Source organism: Actinophytocola sp. NPDC049390 (assembly GCF_044466355.1).
Taxonomy (GTDB): Bacteria; Actinomycetota; Actinomycetes; order Mycobacteriales; family Pseudonocardiaceae; genus Actinophytocola.
In genome coordinates this window covers 355614-372377 of the sequence record NZ_JBITMQ010000003.1, presented here as the reverse complement: position 1 = coordinate 372377, position 16764 = coordinate 355614, and the positions used below count along the sequence as shown (strand labels likewise).

10 protein-coding genes are annotated in these 16764 nt (G+C 70.5%); 3 read left to right on the top strand and 7 right to left on the bottom strand.

Annotated elements, in window-relative coordinates; translation table 11 throughout:
- Positions 1-114 precede the first annotated feature (114 nt).
- Positions 115-750, bottom strand: a complete 636-nt coding sequence (locus ACIBVP_RS12730) for a GntR family transcriptional regulator (protein ID WP_396106221.1) — start codon at positions 748-750, stop codon at positions 115-117.
- A 206-nt stretch (positions 751-956) separates the two neighbouring features.
- On the opposite strand from ACIBVP_RS12730, the gene ACIBVP_RS12725 reads away from it, so the two are divergent.
- Entirely contained in the window at positions 957-2177 is a 1221-nt protein-coding gene (locus ACIBVP_RS12725) for a threonine synthase (RefSeq protein WP_396106220.1), read from the top strand.
- Positions 2178-2323: 146 nt separating this feature from the next.
- Here ACIBVP_RS12725 and ACIBVP_RS12720 read toward each other — a convergent pair whose 3' ends face one another.
- Positions 2324-3484, bottom strand: a complete 1161-nt coding sequence (locus tag ACIBVP_RS12720) for a pyridoxal phosphate-dependent aminotransferase (RefSeq protein ID WP_396106219.1) — start codon at positions 3482-3484, stop codon at positions 2324-2326.
- A gap of 269 nt (positions 3485-3753) precedes the next feature.
- On the opposite strand from ACIBVP_RS12720, the gene ACIBVP_RS12715 reads away from it, so the two are divergent.
- The gene (locus ACIBVP_RS12715) at positions 3754-3915 is read left to right on the top strand and encodes a hypothetical protein (protein WP_396106218.1); all 162 of its coding nucleotides are present in this window, start codon (positions 3754-3756) and stop codon (positions 3913-3915) included.
- Between the two features lie 684 nt (positions 3916-4599).
- On the opposite strand, the gene ACIBVP_RS12710 is transcribed toward ACIBVP_RS12715, so the two are convergent.
- Both ACIBVP_RS12710 and ACIBVP_RS12705 read right to left on the bottom strand, forming a co-directional pair.
- Entirely contained in the window at positions 4600-6486 is a 1887-nt protein-coding gene (locus ACIBVP_RS12710) for a GTP-binding protein (protein WP_396106217.1), read from the bottom strand.
- 181 nt (positions 6487-6667) lie between these two features.
- On the bottom strand, positions 6668-10648 hold the full coding sequence (locus ACIBVP_RS12705) for a discoidin domain-containing protein (protein ID WP_396106216.1): 3981 nt from the start codon (positions 10646-10648) through the stop codon (positions 6668-6670).
- A gap of 345 nt (positions 10649-10993) precedes the next feature.
- Between ACIBVP_RS12705 and ACIBVP_RS12700 the strand changes: the two genes are divergently transcribed.
- Positions 10994-14182 carry a S8 family serine peptidase gene (locus tag ACIBVP_RS12700; protein WP_396106215.1) on the top strand — a complete coding sequence of 1063 codons (3189 nt, stop codon included), beginning with the start codon at positions 10994-10996 and terminating at the stop codon, positions 14180-14182.
- On the opposite strand, the gene ACIBVP_RS12695 is transcribed toward ACIBVP_RS12700, so the two are convergent.
- The 3 genes from ACIBVP_RS12695 to hemQ are packed head-to-tail and all read right to left on the bottom strand — an operon-like array spanning position 14164 to position 16762.
- Complete coding sequence (locus ACIBVP_RS12695; RefSeq protein ID WP_396106214.1) at positions 14164-14931, bottom strand: phosphodiesterase; 768 nt, start codon at positions 14929-14931, stop codon at positions 14164-14166. The genes ACIBVP_RS12700 and ACIBVP_RS12695 overlap by 19 nt on opposite strands.
- On the bottom strand, positions 14919-16073 hold the full coding sequence (locus ACIBVP_RS12690; protein WP_396106213.1) for a CoA transferase: 1155 nt from the start codon (positions 16071-16073) through the stop codon (positions 14919-14921). Before ACIBVP_RS12690 ends, ACIBVP_RS12695 begins: the two co-directional genes overlap by 13 nt.
- A complete protein-coding gene (gene hemQ, locus ACIBVP_RS12685; protein WP_396106212.1) occupies positions 16073-16762 on the bottom strand; it encodes a hydrogen peroxide-dependent heme synthase in 690 nt (229 codons plus the stop codon). The genes ACIBVP_RS12690 and hemQ overlap by 1 nt, the downstream gene beginning before the upstream one ends.
- Between the last annotated feature and the right edge of the window lie 2 nt (positions 16763-16764).

Below are 16764 nucleotides of genomic sequence, written 5' to 3'. Positions count from 1 at the left end.
ACTATATGGCGGTACCAATTCACAAGCGGCCGTCTTCGCGCAACTCGCCCCCGGCGCCGGCACAGCCAGCTTGGGTCTCCGGTCGATCCAGGCCCAACGTCCCGAAAGCGTCCTTCAGGACGCTCGGCCGCCTCGGTTCAGGTGGCGGTCCAGTGCGTTCGCGGACTTGCGGACGTGGCGGCGGGCCAGGCGTTCCGCCTGCTGTTGCTGACCCGCGGCGATGGCGGCCACGATCTCGCGGTGTTCCACGAGAGCGGCCGACGGTCGGCCCGGCACGCGGGCCGACGTGGCGCGACCCAGGCGCAGCTGGCCGATCATGTTCTCCGCCACCTGCTGCAGTCGGCGACTGCCCGCCGCGGCAAGGATCTCCTGGTGGAACTGGCCGTCGAGGTCGCTGTAGCCGGACAGGTTCCGGGCCTCGACCGCCGTCGCCTGGGCGTCCACCAGTGCGCTCAGCCGCTCCACCAGCGCGCCCCGGGACGGTAGCGCCGCGGCGCGCCGGGCGGCGATGCCGTCCAGGACCTCGCGCAGCTCGTACAGCTCCTGCATGTCGTCGCGGTCGACCTCGGGGACGAAGAAGCCGCGGTGGGGGTGGAGCACGAGGAAGCCCTCCCGCTCCAGCGCCGTCAGCGCCGCCTTCACCGGGGTGGCGGACAGGCCGAACTCCTCGCAGAGCGGCCGCACGGTCACGTGCGCCCCCGGCGCCAACCGGCCGCTGAGGATCGCCCGGCGCAGCTCCCCGTACGCCATGCTGCTCAGGGTGCTCCTCGGCAGCGACATCGCCGTCCTTCCCGCAGGTCAGTGACGTGGAACACGGTACAGAGCCGCTCACCCGGGCCGATCAGGGGTTCATCCCACAGTATTGGATTCAATATTGCATGCCAGAACCGGCCGGTGGTAGGAACTGCGGAAGGGCACCGTCGCCCCCGTTTTTCCCCGCACACAAAGGATCTTCGTTGACCGAGCCATGGCACAGCGCACTGTCCCACGTGGAGTGCGGGCGGTGTGGCGCGCGCTACGACGCGGACGCTCCGCGGAACCTCTGTGAGTGCGGCACTCCACTGCTCGCCAGGTACGACCTCGAGCGCGTCGCCGCCACTGTGTCCACTTCGGACATCGCAGGGCGGCGGCCCGATCTCTGGCGCTACCGCGAGCTGCTCCCCGTCCGCGACCGCAGACACGTCGTGACGCTCGGCGAGGGCATGACCCCGATCCTGCCGCTGCGCTCCTACGGCGCCCGCATCGGCGTGCCGGACCTGCTCGTGAAGGACGAGGGCACGCTGCCGACCGGCAGCTTCAAGGCACGCGGCGCGGCGGTCGGCGTGTCCCGCGCGCTGGAGCTGGGCGTCGACAAGATCACCATGCCCACCAACGGGAACGCGGGCGCGGCGTGGGCGACGTACGCGGCCCGCGCCGGGCTCGAGTCGCTGATCGTGATGCCGCAGGACGCACCGAAGATCACCCGCATGGAGTGCGTGCTGGCAGGCGCCCGTCTGTACATTGTGGACGGTCTGATCGGTGACGCGGGCAAGCTCGCCGCGCAGGCCGTCACCCACGGCTGGTTCAACACCTCGACGCTCAAGGAGCCCTACCGCATCGAGGGCAAGAAGACCATGGGCCTGGAGATCGTCGAGCAGCTCGGCTGGCGGATGCCCGACGTGATCGTCTACCCGACCGGTGGCGGGGTCGGGCTGATCGGCATCCGCAAGGCGCTCGACGAGCTGGTCGCGCTCGGCTGGCTCACCGGCAAGCTGCCACGGCTGGTCGCGGTGCAGTCGTCGGGCGTCGCGCCGATCGTGCGCGCCTTCGAGCAGGGCGCGGACACGGCGGAACCGTGGGAGAACGCGGAAACCGTCGCGTTCGGCATCAACGTGCCCAGCGCGATCGGCGACTTCCTCATGCTGTCCGCCGTCCGCGACACCGACGGCACCGCGATCGCCGTCGACGACGCGGAGCTGCTCGCGGCGCAGGCGGCGTGCGCGGGCACCGAGGGCGTGCTGATGTGCCCGGAGGGCGCCGCGACGCTCGCCGCCGTGGCGCGGCTGCGCGAGAGCGGGTGGCTCGACGGGTCGGAGGAGGTCGTCGTGCTCAACACCGGCAGCGACCTGAAGTACCCGCACGCCGCCACCTACGACGAGCCGCCGGTGCTGGCGAAGGACGCGGAGCTGCCACTGTGAGGCGGCATTTCTCGGCGCCACCGTGCAAACGGCCACCGGAGCGCCGCCCACCCCCGGCACCACGCGCACCCGTCACGGCGCCACCCGTGGTCCCGCCGCCGCCCAGCGGCCGCCGGATCAGGTGAGCGTCGCCGCCTCGGCGGTGATCACGCGCTCTGCGCGTTGCGGCGCCGCGACAGTTCGTCGTCCCAGTGCGGCCGCAGGTAGTCGTCGATCCCTTCCATGAGGCGGGCCACGTCCTGCTGTGGCCGGACGACCAGGCGCAGGAAGTTGTTGCCCATGCCCAGCTTGTTGCCGCACTCGCGGATGAACACATGGTGGCGGCTGATCAGGTGGTCCCGCAGCTCGGTGCCGTCCACTCCGGGCCCGAGCTTCACGAGCAGGAAGTTCGCCTGCGAGGAGTACACCGTCAGCTCGGGCACCCGCGCGAGCTGCATGCCCATGCCGTACCGGTCGCGGGCGAGCAGCCGCAGGCTCTCCCGGTACTCGGCGCCGTGCGCGCCGAGCATGAACACGATCGTCTCGGCGAGCGAATTCAGGTTCCACTTCGGCAGGTTGCCGCGCATCTTGCGGGCGAGCCCGGGGTTCGCGACGAGGTAGCCGAACCGGATGCCGTGCAGCCCGAAGTTCTTGCCGAGGCTCTTGAGCACCACCACGTTCGGCCGGATCGCCGCCTCCAGCGCGACGGACGGCGCGGGCTCGGCCTCCACGAAGTCGATGAACGACTCGTCGACCACCACGAGGTCGAGGTCGGCCAGCTCGTCCATGAACCGGATGACCTCGCGGCGCGGCAGGTAGCCGCCGTCGGGGTTGTTGGGGTTGCACAGCACGGCGACCCGCGAACCGCGCGACCGGATGAACCGCACGTACTCGTCGACGCTGAGCTGGAAGAAGTCGACCTCCCGCAGCGGGAACATGTCGACCCGTTTGCCGGTCTCCATCGGCTGGTCGGTCCACCGGCCGAACGTGGGGATCGGGATCGCGACGCTCTCGCGGATCCACAGGTGGTCCATCCACGTGATCAGCTCGGTGGACCCGTTGGCCATCGCGAGCGTGGCCGGGTTGAGCCCGAGCACGCGCGCGAGCTGGCGGGTGATCGTGTCCGCGTCGCTCGGGTAGAACCTGAGCAGCGTCTCCAGGTTGTTCGCGAGCTCGTCGAACATCTCCGGCGTCGGGAAGTACGGGTTGCACGGGATGCAGAAGTCGACCAGCTGCCTGCCCTGCTCCCCCATCCGGCGCGACAACTCGAAGAACGACGGACTGTGCGCGGTCTGCGAGAACAACCCCGAGTCCACACCGTTGGGCACGCGATCACTTCCGTTCCGGTCGCCGGGCGGTTCCCGCCACTCCAGATACGTACGGATCGCGTGGGCAGTTCACCCGCGCACGTGAAATCGCGTTCCGCTCGCCCCGGCCCCGCACGTCGCTGTTGCTCTCGGTGGCCGTCCCCCTATCGGACGCGGTCGTGTGTCACCTGATGGGGCTATTGATCACCCTCCCGCACCATCGCCTACCGTCGAAGCAGCACAATGGTGGGAACCGTACGAAGATGAGGAAAGGGCGAGTCGAGGCGCGCATGAAAGCCAAGAAGGTCTTGCTGCTCGCGGCGGCGGCCGTCCTGATCTACACGCTGATCGTCCACCCCACGCAGCTGGGCGACGGGGTACAGGCCATCTTCGGCTGGATCGGAGACGGCCTCGAAGCCATCATCGCCTTCCTGAAGAGCACCGTGGAGTGACCTGCCGCCGGTAACGGCCGGGAGTCGGCGGCTGCCCGACCAGCGCCGCGAACCGGCGTGCGAACGCCGCCCTGGACAGCCCGCCAACCGTCCACTGACCTGCTGGTTCGCCGTGGCTCGCGGTCAGCGCGGCGGCCCAGCCGGTGTCGTGAGCACGTGCAGCAGCAGCACGTCGAGCAGGGCGGGTACCAGCGCGTCCGTGCCGGGGCCGCCCTGGTCCAGCTCCAGGTCGAGCAGACCGACGGCGGCACGTGGGCCGGGTCGGCGGCCCCTCCCGTGGTTCCCTCCGGTCCGCGCTGCGCACGCTCGACGCGTTCTCGACCGGTGGCCTGGTCTACGACGACGGCGTCTGGCGCACGGGAACGCCCCGCCGCACGACTGTGCTCCTCCCGGACGAGGCGGAGCCCGACGGCCATGGCCCGGATCCCGCTGGTGGAGGTCGTGACGATCCCCCGGCACGTCGACGTCCGGCACGTCGAGGGCCTCGGCGAGGCGGCACTGACGGAGCGGCTCGCGACGCCGGTGGCCCCGGAGGTTCTCGCGACGCTCCCGGTGGGTCCCCCGGCACAGGCGCGGCGGCGCAGCGATTCACCTACGTCCTCGACGCCGTCGCGGGCGACCGGACGCTGCGGGGCGTCGTCTCCGGCGCCGACACGTACGGCACGACCGCGGTCATCGCGGCCGTCACACCCTCCGGACCACGTGCAGCAGGTACTCCCCGCGGTTGAGCGTGTTGTGGTCCGAGCGCGGCCGCTCCGGCGGCGCCCCGACGACCTCCTGGTAGTGGTCGAACTCGCTCTCGAACTCCCCTTCACCGCGGGTGAGCGTCGGCAGCTTCCGCGTCAGGGAATGCACCTCCTCCGCCGGGATGTCCCCCTCGATCACCGAGGTGCGCCCCGCGACGTCCGTCGTCAGCGGAACGGCGCGGTGGCGCACGAGCACGGGCATCACCGCGGCCGTGGCGTCGGCGGGCACCGCCAGCCGGAACCGGTGCATCGGTTCGAGGACGGTGGTGCCCGCCTCGGCGAGCGCCGCCATCAGCACGAGCGGCGTGAGGTTGCGGAAGTCGCCCGCGGTGCTGGACATGCTCTTGTCGAACGTGCCGTGCGCGTGGCTCTGGCGCGCCCAGTACCCGGAGCGCGTCATGGTGACGAGCACGTCGCTGACCTGCCAGCCGTGCAGGCCCTGCCGCAGCGCGGCGTGCACGGTCTCCTCGACCGCGACGAAGAACGCGTACGGCATGGACCCCAGCTCCACCCCGAGCCGGAACCCGACCCCGGACCCGGGTTCCCCGGGCTCGACCCGCAACCCGACGGTGGCGAGGAACGGCCCGGTGCCGATCAGCTCGACGGCGTTCCCGGTGCCGACGGGCCGCTCGACGTGGATGGTCGTGGACTCGCGGAAGGCGACCTCGATCCCGTACTCGTCGAGCAGCGTGGCGCCGATGACCTCCTTCTGCACCTCCCCGTAGAGCGAGACGGACAGCTCGTCGTCGCGGCGCAGGTTGATGAGCGGGTCCTGCTCGGCGAGCTCGGTGAGCGCCGCGTGCAACGCCCCGCCCATCGCCGGACGCACGGGCGTCACGACGGTCTCCAGCGTCGGCGGCGCGAACTGTCCACAGGCCAGGCCCGCACGCCCCGACACTGTCGGTGCCGTCCGGTAGCGTGGTTCGAGGGGGCCGGAGGCCACCCCGACCACGTCGCCGATCCGCACGTCGAGCCCCCACACCCGCGCGATCTGCCCACCGGACACCTCGGCCGCGCCGGTCGACACCTCCCGCACCGCGGTCACCTTCCCCGCGTCGAGCCGGTCCCGCACCCGCAGCGTGCCGGAGTACATGCGCACGTAGGCGATCTTCTCGCCCGCCTGGCCGCGCTCGACCTTGAACACCGTGCCGGACACGGGCCCGCCGACGGCGGTGGACCTGGGCAGCAACGAGGTGATGCCCCGGGTCAGGGCCGCGATCCCGTCCCCGGTGATGGCCGACCCGGCGAAGACGGGATGCACGGTGAGGTCCCGCGTCCTGGCCGCCAGCCGGTCGGGCGCGGGCCGCTCGTCGAGGTACGCGGCGAGCACGTCGTCGTCGTACTCGGCGAGCGCCTCGACGTCCCCTGGCCGCACGACCGGTGCGAGGGTGTTCAACGCGCGGATCACCCGGTCCGGATCGGCACCCCGCCGGTCGGTCTTGTTGACGAACACCAGCGTCGGGATGCGCAACCGGCGGAGGGTCCGCAGCAGGACGCGAGTCTGCGCCTGCACGCCTTCGACCGCCGACACGACGAGCACGGCGCCGTCGAGCACGGCAAGCACCCGCTCCACCTCGGCGACGAAGTCGGGGTGGCCGGGCGTGTCGATGATGTTGACGGTGACCCCGCCGAGTTCGAACGAGACGACGGCGGCCTTGATGGTGATACCGCGCCTGCGTTCGAGGTCGAGGGAGTCGGTCTGGGTGGACCCGGCGTCGACGCTGCCGAGCCGGTCGATCACCCCGGCCTCGAGCAGGAGCCGCTCGGTCAGGCTCGTCTTGCCCGCGTCAACGTGCGCGAGAATCCCCAGGTTGAGGGTGTGCATTCATGTCCTCTGCGTAGACGGCAGTTGGCTGGATGGACATGAACGCAGCTCGCATGGCGGAACCCCCTGGGTCGTGGTGCGTTCCAGGAGAGCAAACCGTTCAGGACAGCGGCAACCGATTTACCGCGCCGCGGTGACGGTGCCGCCGGAGCCACGGGGCCCCGGCGGCACCGCACCGACCTCAGTTCCTCACGATCGTGAACGTCGTCGTCGTGTTCCTGATGTCGATCGCGTTGTTGGTCATGGTCAGGTTGTTGAACGTCACCGAGCCGCGGGCCGGGCCCTCGCCCGTCTCCGGCATCTCGTTGGCCCAGATGGCGAAGCCGGACTTGGCGTCGTAGGCGTCACCGCTCTTCCTGGCTCCCGAGATGGTCACGTTCGTGAACACCGTGTCCGCCACCGGATACAGCGGCTGGCCGCCCACGTAGTCGGTCTGGAACATGATCCCGTGATACGTCGGATCGACGATGTCCACATCGGACACCCGAATACCCTGGAAGATCTTCGTCGCCGAGTAGATCCAGATGCCGGGGAACGTCTGCGCGCCCCAGAAGTGGCCACCGGCCCGCACCACCGACACGTTCTCGAAGCGGGTCGGTGGTGAGGCGCCGAAACCGTTCATCGGGATGCCGAAGTCCAGCGAGCTGATCGTGATCCCCGAGTACACCAGCGTGTCCGCCACCAGCAGGTTGCGGAACACGTTGTCGTACCCGCCGTACACCGCGAAGCCTGCCGCACGCCACGTCAGCAACGACGTCAGGTTCTCGAACGTGTTGCCCGTGACCTCACCGCCGCCACCGTCCTGCGCGTTGAACAACGCGAACGAGTCGTCACCGGTGGCGCGGGACTCGTTGTTCGACACCAGGTTCCCGGAGCTGCCGTTGGTCATGTTGATGCCGTCGGCGAACATGTCGCGGATGCGGTTGTTCCGCAGCGTCATGTTGTCGGTGTTCGCGCCCCAGTACAGGCACACCATGTGCTCGACCCAGATGTTCTCGATGGTCGAACCGGAGATGCCGTTGAAGTCGAACACCTTGCCGGGCCCGTCGATCCGCGACGTGTAGTTGCCGAAGTACGCGAACCCGGAGAACACCGACCCGTTGGCCGACGACTCCGCGCGGAACCCGACGTCCGTGTTCTCCTGCCCGGACGGCGCGCGGAACCGCGTGTACCACGGTCCGGCGCCGACCACGCGGACCGCCTTCAGGTACACCTGGAACTTCGACGACGTCTGGTAGTCGCCCGGCGGCAGGTACACCCCGACGAGGTTGCCCGTGGCGTCCATGCGCACCTTGTCCAGCGCGTTCTGCACGTCCTGGTGCCCGAAACCGGTCGGCACCACGTACCGCGCCGGGTCGGGGTTCGCGACCGGCGCCACCTGTTCCAGGCTCACGAAGTCCACCGCGAACGTGCCGCTGTTCGCCGCGTCCTTCTGCAGGCGGATCTTGGTGCCCGCCGGGAACGACGCGTTCAGCATGACGTTGGCCTCGTCGTAGATGTGCCGCGGCCCGCCCGCGCCCGGCGAGTTGCCGGGCGACGCCTCGTTGCCGTACAGCCACGCGTACTTCGACGTCACGTCGATCGCCTTGTGGAACTGGCCGTTCACGTACACGTTCAGCGTCGAGTTCGTCCCGCCGCCGCCCGCGGCGTCCGGAAGGGACACCCGGGTCACGAGCGTGTTCGTCGGCGCGCGCGTGGTCCACTCGACGTAGGCGCCGTTGCCGTTCAACGTGACCGCACGCCGCCCGGACGCCTCACCCGCGAGGTCGCCGATCGTCCTGTTCGGACCGACCACCGCCGCACCGCCGCCGGTGACGCCGTCCTCGGCCTCGTACATGTCGTACGGCATGTTGGCGCCGCGGCCGACGAACAGGTTGTGCGTCGAGGTGTTGTTGCCCTGCTTGGCGGCCAGCTCGTTCGCGTCGTTCGCGAGCACGACCTTCACCGTGTACCGGCCGTTCGCGGCGGTCCACGTGCCGAGGGCGACCGGTGCGGTCGTCGCACCCGCCGCGATCGTGCCGCTGAACGCACCGGTCAACGTCCTGACCACCGCGCCGGTCGTGGCGTTGGTGACCGTCAGCGTGATGCCGTGCGCGCCGCTCGCCGACGCGATCGTGCCCTGGTTGCGGATCGCCACCGAGAAGTTCACGGTCGCCCCGGCCTGCGGGTTCGTCGGCGACCAGCTGACCGGCGACGCGACGAGGTCGGACGTCGGCACCGCCGTGACCACGAGCGACGACGGGCTCGTGAACCCGTTGTTCGTCTCGTCCTTCTCCACGACCGCGTCGTCCTCGTCGACCTTCGCACCGGGCGAGTAGCTGCCCGCGTCGCGCGCGCCGATGTTCGCCGTCACCGTGGCCGACGCGCCCGCGGCCAGCGCGCCGACGGACGCAGTGCCGACCTCGGTCGTCCCGAGGTAGAAGTTCACCGACGTGGCCGCGGACTGGCGGTCACCGGCGTTGCGCACGGTCGCCGACAACGTGATCGGGTCGCTCTCCGACGGCGACGCCGGCGTCCACGTGAGCCCGCTGACCCGCAGGTCCGGGTTCGCCGCCGGCGCACCGATCACCTGGAACTCGGCCACCTGACCGGCCGGGGCGCCGGTGTTCTGAGTGAACTGCAGCCGCACGTCCGACGCCTCCGCGGTCACCGGGATGGTCACCGTGTTGCCCGACGACGGGCTGAAGTCGTACTGCCGCGCCGCCACCAGGGACGTGAACGTCGTCCCCGACTGGTCACGTCCGAGCACCTGGATGGTCTGGGTGCGTGCCGCCCACACCGGGTCCGGGTTGAGCTTCACGACGACCGACGTGATCGCCGCGTTCGCGCCGAGGCTCACGGTCAGCGTGTTCGGGTACCCGGAATTGCCCTCCCAGTACGTGGTGACCGAGTCGTCGTTGGCGTTGGTCGCCACGTACGTGTGCACGTGGCCGGACGCCACGATCGGCTTGCCCACCGCCAGGTTCACCCCGGCGCTGGTTCCGTCCCGGGTCACCGTGTCGCTGTTCGGCGACTGGTTGCCCGCCGCGTCCCGCGCCCGCACGAAGTAGGTGACGGTCGCGCTCGCGGGCTGGCTGTCGGTGAACGCCCGCGTCGAAGCGTCCACAGAGGACCGCAGCGCGCCGTTGGCGTAGATGTCGTACGCCGTGACGCCGACGTTGTCCGTCGACGCGTTCCAGGTCAACCGGATCTGGCCGCTCGCGGGCTGGGTGAACGCGAGCCCGGATGGCGCGGACGGGGCCTGGACGTCACCGGTCGACGGCCCGTAGACCGCCAACTCCGACAGCTGCCCGGCGGGCCAGCCGGTGTTCGCGGTGACGTGCACGCGCACGTAGCGCGTGGTCACGGCGGGGAAGTCGATCGTCACCGTGTTGCCGGTCGCCGGGTCGAACCGGTACCCGTTGGACGCGACGAGGTCGGAGAAGTTCGCCCCGTCGCTGCTCTGCCGCACGACCAGGGTCTGCGTGCGTGCCTCCCAGTGCGTCGGCAGCTTCAGCACGAGCCGGTTCGTCGCGACCGACGAGCCGAGGTCCGCCTGCACCCACTGCGGGAACGCGTTGTTCTGGCTCTCCCAGTAGGTCGCCTGGTTGCCGTCGGCCACGTTCGACGCGACGTACGGCGAGTTGTTCGTGCTCGCGGTGACCGACTGGACGGCGGCGACGAGGTTCGTCGTGGAGGCGGTCGCCCCGTACACCTCCAGCGCGGACAGCTGCCCGCGCTGCGGGAACCCGACGCGGACGTACCGCGCGGTGGTCTCGCCGAGCGGGACGGTGACGGTGTTGCCGCTCTTCGGGGTGAACGCCCGCGCGGTCGCGCCCGCGGCGGTGGCGAAGGCCCGCCCGTCGACGCTGGTCTGCACGGACATCAGCTGGCTGCGGGCCGACCACCCCGACGGGAGCCGCAGGGTGGCGTGGCCGAGGCGGGCCGCCTTGCCGAGGTCGACCTGGACCCACTGGTCACCGCGTTTCGCGCTGTCCCAGTAGGTGTTCCGGTCGCCGTCGTTGACGTCGGCCGCGGCGGCGGGGTTGGCGGAGGAGGTGACGGGCTTGCCGAGCGCGAGGTCGGTGGTTTTCTCGGCGCCGGCGGCGGGCCCGGTCGCGGTGACCAGACCGAGGACGAGTGCCGTGGCGGTGCACCACGACAGGAGGGGCTTCGCTCTCATCGCGTCGCTCTCATCTTTGAGGGCAGGGGCAGGGTTTGATCGATATTTGCACAGCTTTGCTCAGTTTTTGCATCGATCAAGTCATAGAGTTGCCCACGTGCTACCTCAAGTCAAGGGTCGACATCGGACCGTGCCGGAACTCAGCGTGACGACGCGGTGGGAGATTTGCCGACCTCGTCCGTCCTTCGGCCTATTGTCGCCCGATCGGGTGGCCGATACGTTGCGAGAACGCACGAGCGCCTGGGGGCAACGGCGGACAACCACATAGCTTCAGCACGTGATCACCCGGAGCCGGGGTGAGCACGGCCGGACACCCCTTCGCGCGCAACGACGGAGGTGTCAGGGGTGCGAAGAATCGGAGTCGGTGTCGTCGTCCTGGGCGTGGTGGCAGCCACCACCACCGCCCAGGCAGCGCAGGCGGAGCCGCGAAGAGGGGCCGACCGGCCGACGACCACGATCACGCTCGTCACCGGCGACGAGGTCGTCCTCGTCGCCGGGGAGGCGAAACAGGTACGGCCGGGCCCGGGACGGGACGGCATGCGGTTCTCGGTCCACAAGACCGCCGACCACCAGTACGTGATTCCCGCGGACGCGAAGGCCGCGGTGGCACAGGGCCGCGTCGACCGGCGGCTGTTCGACCTCACCACGCTGACGGAGTTCGGCTACGACAAGCGCGCGACCGTCCCCGTGATCGTCACCGGCGCGGGCGCGAACCGCGTCGCCACCGGGCGGGGCCGCGCGCTGCCGAGCATCGACGGCTACGCCTACTACGCCGAGAAGGGCTCGGCGTGGCGGACCCTCAGGAGTGCCCGGGGCATCAGCAAGATCTGGCTCGACGGCAAGCGCAAGACCGTGCTGGACCACAGCGTCCCGCAGATCGGTGCCCCCACCGCCTGGGACGCCGGCTACACCGGTGAGGGCATCAAGGTCGCGGTGATCGACACCGGCGTCGACCAGACGCACCCCGACCTCGCGGACCGGGAGATCGCCGAGGCGAACTTCACCGAGTCCCCCGACAACGTCGACCACTTCGGCCACGGCACGCACGTCGCGTCGACCGTCGCGGGCACCGGCGCGAAGTCCGGCGGCAAGTACCGCGGCGTCGCGCCCGGCGCGCAGATCCTCGACGCGAAGGTGCTCGACGACTTCGGCGGCGGCCTCGAGTCGTGGATCATCGGCGGCATGGAGTGGGCGGCCGAGCAGGGCGCCGACATCGCCAACATGTCGCTCGGCGGCGGTGACACGGCCGAGATCGACCCGCTCGAGGAGGCCGTGAACACGCTGTCCGCCGAGTACGGCACGCTGTTCGTGATCGCGGCGGGCAACTCCGGCACGGACGAGTCGGTCGGCTCGCCCGGCAGCGCGGACGCCGCGCTCACCGTCGGCGCCGTCGACCGCGACGACAACCTGGCCGGTTTCTCCAGCCGCGGCCCGCGTGTCGGTGACGGCGCCATCAAGCCCGACGTCACCGCGCCCGGCGTGGACATCGTGGCGGCACTGCACTCCGACGGCACCATCGGCCCGGAGGTCGAGCCCGGCTACACGGCGCTGTCCGGCACCTCGATGGCCACCCCGCACGTCGCGGGCGCGGCCGCGTTGCTGGCCCAGCAGCACCCGGACCACACCGGTGCGCAACTGAAGGCGATCCTGTCGGCGTCGGCGAAGCCGCACGCGGACCTGACCGCGTTCGAGCAGGGCGCCGGCCGCATCGACGTGGCCCGCGCGATCACCCAGTCCGTGGTCACCGAGCCGACCAGCGTCAGCGTCGGCACGATCCAGTGGCCGCACGACGACGACGAACCCGTCAGCAAGACCCTGACCTACCGCAACCTCGGCGACACCGACGTGACGCTCGCGCTCGCCCTCGACACCGACGCGCCCGCGGGCATGTTCACGGTGAGCGCGAACGAGGTGACCGTCCCGGCGGGCGGCACGGCCGAGGTGACCGTCACCGGTGACGCGGAGGTCGGCGACGTCGACGGCTACTTCTCCGCCGCGGTCGTCGCGACCGCGGGCGAGTCCGTGACGCGCACACCGGCGGCCCTCTACCGCGAGGTGGAGAGCTACGACCTGACGGTCAACACGCTCGACTCGACGGGCGCGGCGACGGGCGACTTCGTCCTGGTGCTGTTCGGCCACGACAACGGGCGGTTCATCCTGGCGTCCGAAGAGGACGGCAGCGTCGAGCTCCGGCTGCCGAAGGGTACCTACCTGCTCGACGACGCGGTCTACGAAGGCACCGAGGAGGACCCGCGCACCAGCCTGCTGGTCCAACCGAAACTGGTGGTGGACAAGGCAATGACCGTCACCGTGGACGCACGCACGGCGAAGCCGGTCAGCGTCACCCCACCCGCGGCGGCTGACCTGTTGCTCGGGGACATCGGCTACCTGATGATGACCGACCTCGGCGGCCTCGGCGCGGCGTACCTCACCGACGACGTGAGCAGGATCTCGACGGCACACCTGGGTGAGAAGGTGCCGGGCACCGCCTTCACCGCGAAGGTCAACACCCAGTGGGCGGCGGCGGACGGTTCGTACTACGGCCTGGCGTGGTTCCCGCACGGCGGCATGCCGACCGGGTTCACGAAGGTCGTGACGAAGAAGGACGTGGCGACGGTGCGTGCCGACCACGGCACCCCGACGCCGGGCCGCACCGGCGGCAAGGTCCTCTTCCCGTCCCCTGCCGAGGGCGAGGGTTTCGTGTTCGGCGTCGAGTCGACGGTCGAGCTGCCCAGCCGGCGAGCCGAGTACGTCACCACGGAGAACACGCGGTGGCAGGGGATGTTCCTGCAGTACAACGGTGACGACGTCGAGGCGCAGTTCACCTCGCCCGTCAGCACCTACCGAGCCGGCAGGACGTACCGCACGTCGTTCAACCACGGGGTGTTCGCCCCGGCGTTCACCAACGACGGGTTCGAAGGCGGCTGGATCTTCCGCTTCGCCAACGAGTTGTACATCCAGCCGCCGCTGTTCTCCGACAGCGCGGGCAACGCGGGCTTCTCGCTGCTCGACTCGGCGTCGCTGAAGCTGTACCGCGACGGCGAGCTGGTCGGAGAGGCGGACCAGCCGTCGGCGTTCTTCGAGGTGCCCGCGCAGGACGGCGAGTACCGCGTCGTGGTGACGGCGAACCGGCCGGCCGACGTGTTCGACGTGAGCACGGCGATCAGTGCCGAGTGGACGTTCCGGTCGAAGTTCGTCGACGAGGAGACGGTGGTTCCGGTCAACGCGTCCGCGCTCCGGTTCACGCCGCGCCTGGACGCCGCGAACTCGGCACCGGCAGGTGTGCCGTTCCTGGTGCCGGTGTCGTCGCAGCACAACGGCACCGGCGCGACGGAGCGGCCGCGCACGCTGAAGGTCGAGGTCTCCTACGACGAGGGCAAGACCTGGAAGCGGGCCGACACCATCCTCAACCTGGTCGCGGTGGTCCACCACCCGGCCGACGCCGAGTCGGTGTCGCTCCGCGCGACGGCCACCGACCGCGACGGTGGTGAGGTGACGGAAACCGTGCTGCGGGCCTACAAACTGCGGAAGTGAGTGACCAGCCCGCGGTCGTGCGCCGCATTGTCATCGAACAGGTGGAAGGCGACCGCGGGCGGTAGGCCGTAGTCGATCACCGTGGTGCTCTCGAACGGGAGCACCACGGTGGACACCACGCCGGGCGCCACCACCAGCGGCCGCCCGGCGAAGGTCGTCGTGGCACCGGTGTGCGCGTGTCCACAGAGGACCGCGACCACGTTGTCGTGCGCGTGGACGACCTCCGCCAGCCGCTCCGGTTCGGTCAGGCGGATCCCGTCGACGAACGGGACGCCCAGTTTCACGGGCGGGTGGTGGAAGCAGACCAGTGCGGGATCGTCGGTGTCGGCGAGGACCTTGTCGAGCCAGGTCAGCGTGTCGTCGTCGAGGTGGCCGTCGTCCCGGCCCGGGATCGACGAGTCGGCCATCGCGACGGTGTACCCACCGAAGCGGTGGACCCGGTTCACGGGGCCGTCTTCCTGTGGCTCGTCGAGCAGGCCGGCGCGGAAGGCGCCGCGCTCGTCGTGGTTGCCGGGACAGGTGGCGACCGGGAAGCGGAGCGTGGCAAGCAGTTCGCGGACGGTCTCGTACTCCTCGGGCAGGCCGTGATCGGCGAGGTCCCCGGTGACGAGCACACCGTCGAGTTCGCCGTGAAGGCCGTTGAGCCGTTCGACGACATCCCGGGCACGCCGCAACGCGCGAGCCCCGCCGTCCCCCTGGTCCTGCCCGATGTGCAGGTCACTGATGTGCGCGAGGATCACGCTGTCCACGTCCAATCCGCCGGATCGCTGCCCGGGCGGCGTGGGCCGGGCAACCGGACCGTCGCGCCGGGGACTCGGATGTGCCGCAACCGGCCGAAGTCGCTGTCGGTTTCCGTCAGCCACGGGGCCGGGTCCGCTTCGGACACCGGGTCGCCCTGGCCGAGGTCGTGGAGCCATTCCGCTGTTCTGGCAAGGGAAACGCGCACGTGCCACGAGCCACCACGGGCCAGCGCGGTCATCGCGCCGTAGGCGGCCAGCCAGCCCGTGCCGTGGTCGAGTGCCTGCGCGGGCAACGGGTTCGGCGGATCGCCCGCCGCGATCCCCGTCGACATCTGGACCAGGCTGTCGAAACCCCGCCGGCCGCGCCACGGCCCGGTGTGGCCGTACGCGGACAGGCTCACCACCACGGTGCCCGCCTCGGCCAGGTCCTCCGCCGTGAAACCCAGCGAACCCGGCCGGTAGGACTGCACGAACACGTCCGCTTCCGCCGCCAGAGCACGCACGCCGGCGAGGTCCGTCGTGCACTGGCGTTTCCCGAAGTCGGTGTCGCGCATGACGTCCAGCAGCACCGGCCAACCCGGCGGGGTCACGTGCAGCACGTCCGCGCCGTGGGCCGCCAGCACCCGGCCGCACACTGGGCCCGCGATCACGTGCGTCAGGTCCAGCACCCGGACACCGGCGAGCGGAGCGTCACCTGCCCGCGCCACCGGTTCCCCCGACGCCAGCTCTTCCAGTGCCACCAACGGTTCCGTGCGCACCGACGAACCCTGCACGGCCAGCCACGACTCACGGGTGCGCAACGCCGCGGCGGCACCGCCCTCGGCGAGCACCGCGTCCTCCACCGCGACCGCGGGCGTGCCGCCGACCGTCGTGGCCGGGTCGTCGCCCAGGGCGCGGCGGATGGCGTCCGCGTGGTGGGGGTAGTTCGCGTGCAGCCTGACCCAGCCGTCCGCGGCGCGGTAGTCGCCAGACAGCGGTGACCACAGCGGCGACGGGTCCGCGCCGATCACGCGGGTGTGCCGCTCGCTGCGGAACGCCTCGAACGCGTGGCCGGGATCGATCGCGGGCGCGGGCCTGCCCCACAGGTCGTGGGCCGCCTGCGTGGCCATCCGCACGCAGGTCGTCGCGAGCTCGGTGACCAGGTAGGCCATTACGGCAGGTTCGTCACCAGCTCCGAGGGAGCCACGCGGGTGCCCGTGTAGAACGGGATCTCCTCGCGCACGTGCTTGCGTGCGGTGCTTCCCCGCAGGTGACGCATGAGGTCCACGATCCGGTGGAGCTCGTCGGCCTCGAAGGCGAGGATCCACTCGTAGTCACCGAGCGCGAACGACGCCACCGTGTTGGCTCGCACGTCCGGGTAGTCGCGGGCCATCTTGCCGTGCTCGGCGAGCATGGCGCGGCGCTCCTCGTCGGCGAGCAGGTACCACTCGTAGGACCGCACGAACGGGTACACGCACACGTACTTCCTCGGCTCCTCGCCCGCGAGGAACGCCGGGATGTGGCTCTTGTTGAACTCCGCGGGCCGGTGCAACGCGACCTGGCTCCACACCGGCTCCGACGCGCGGCCCAGCTCGGTGCGGCGGAAACCGGTGTACGCGGTCTGCAGCTGCTCGATCTCCTCGGCGTGCCACCAGATCAGGTAGTCGGCGTCGGCGCGCAGACCGGCCACGTCGTACACGCCGCGCACGACGACGCCCTTGTCCTCCAGGCCGTCGAAGTACTCGCGCACCTCGGTCGCGGCTGGTTCACGGTCGTCCCCGAGCGGGGAGGAGACCCGGAACACCGACCACATGGTGTAGCGGATCGTGTCGTTCAACTCGGCGTAGTTCAGGCGGGCCATGA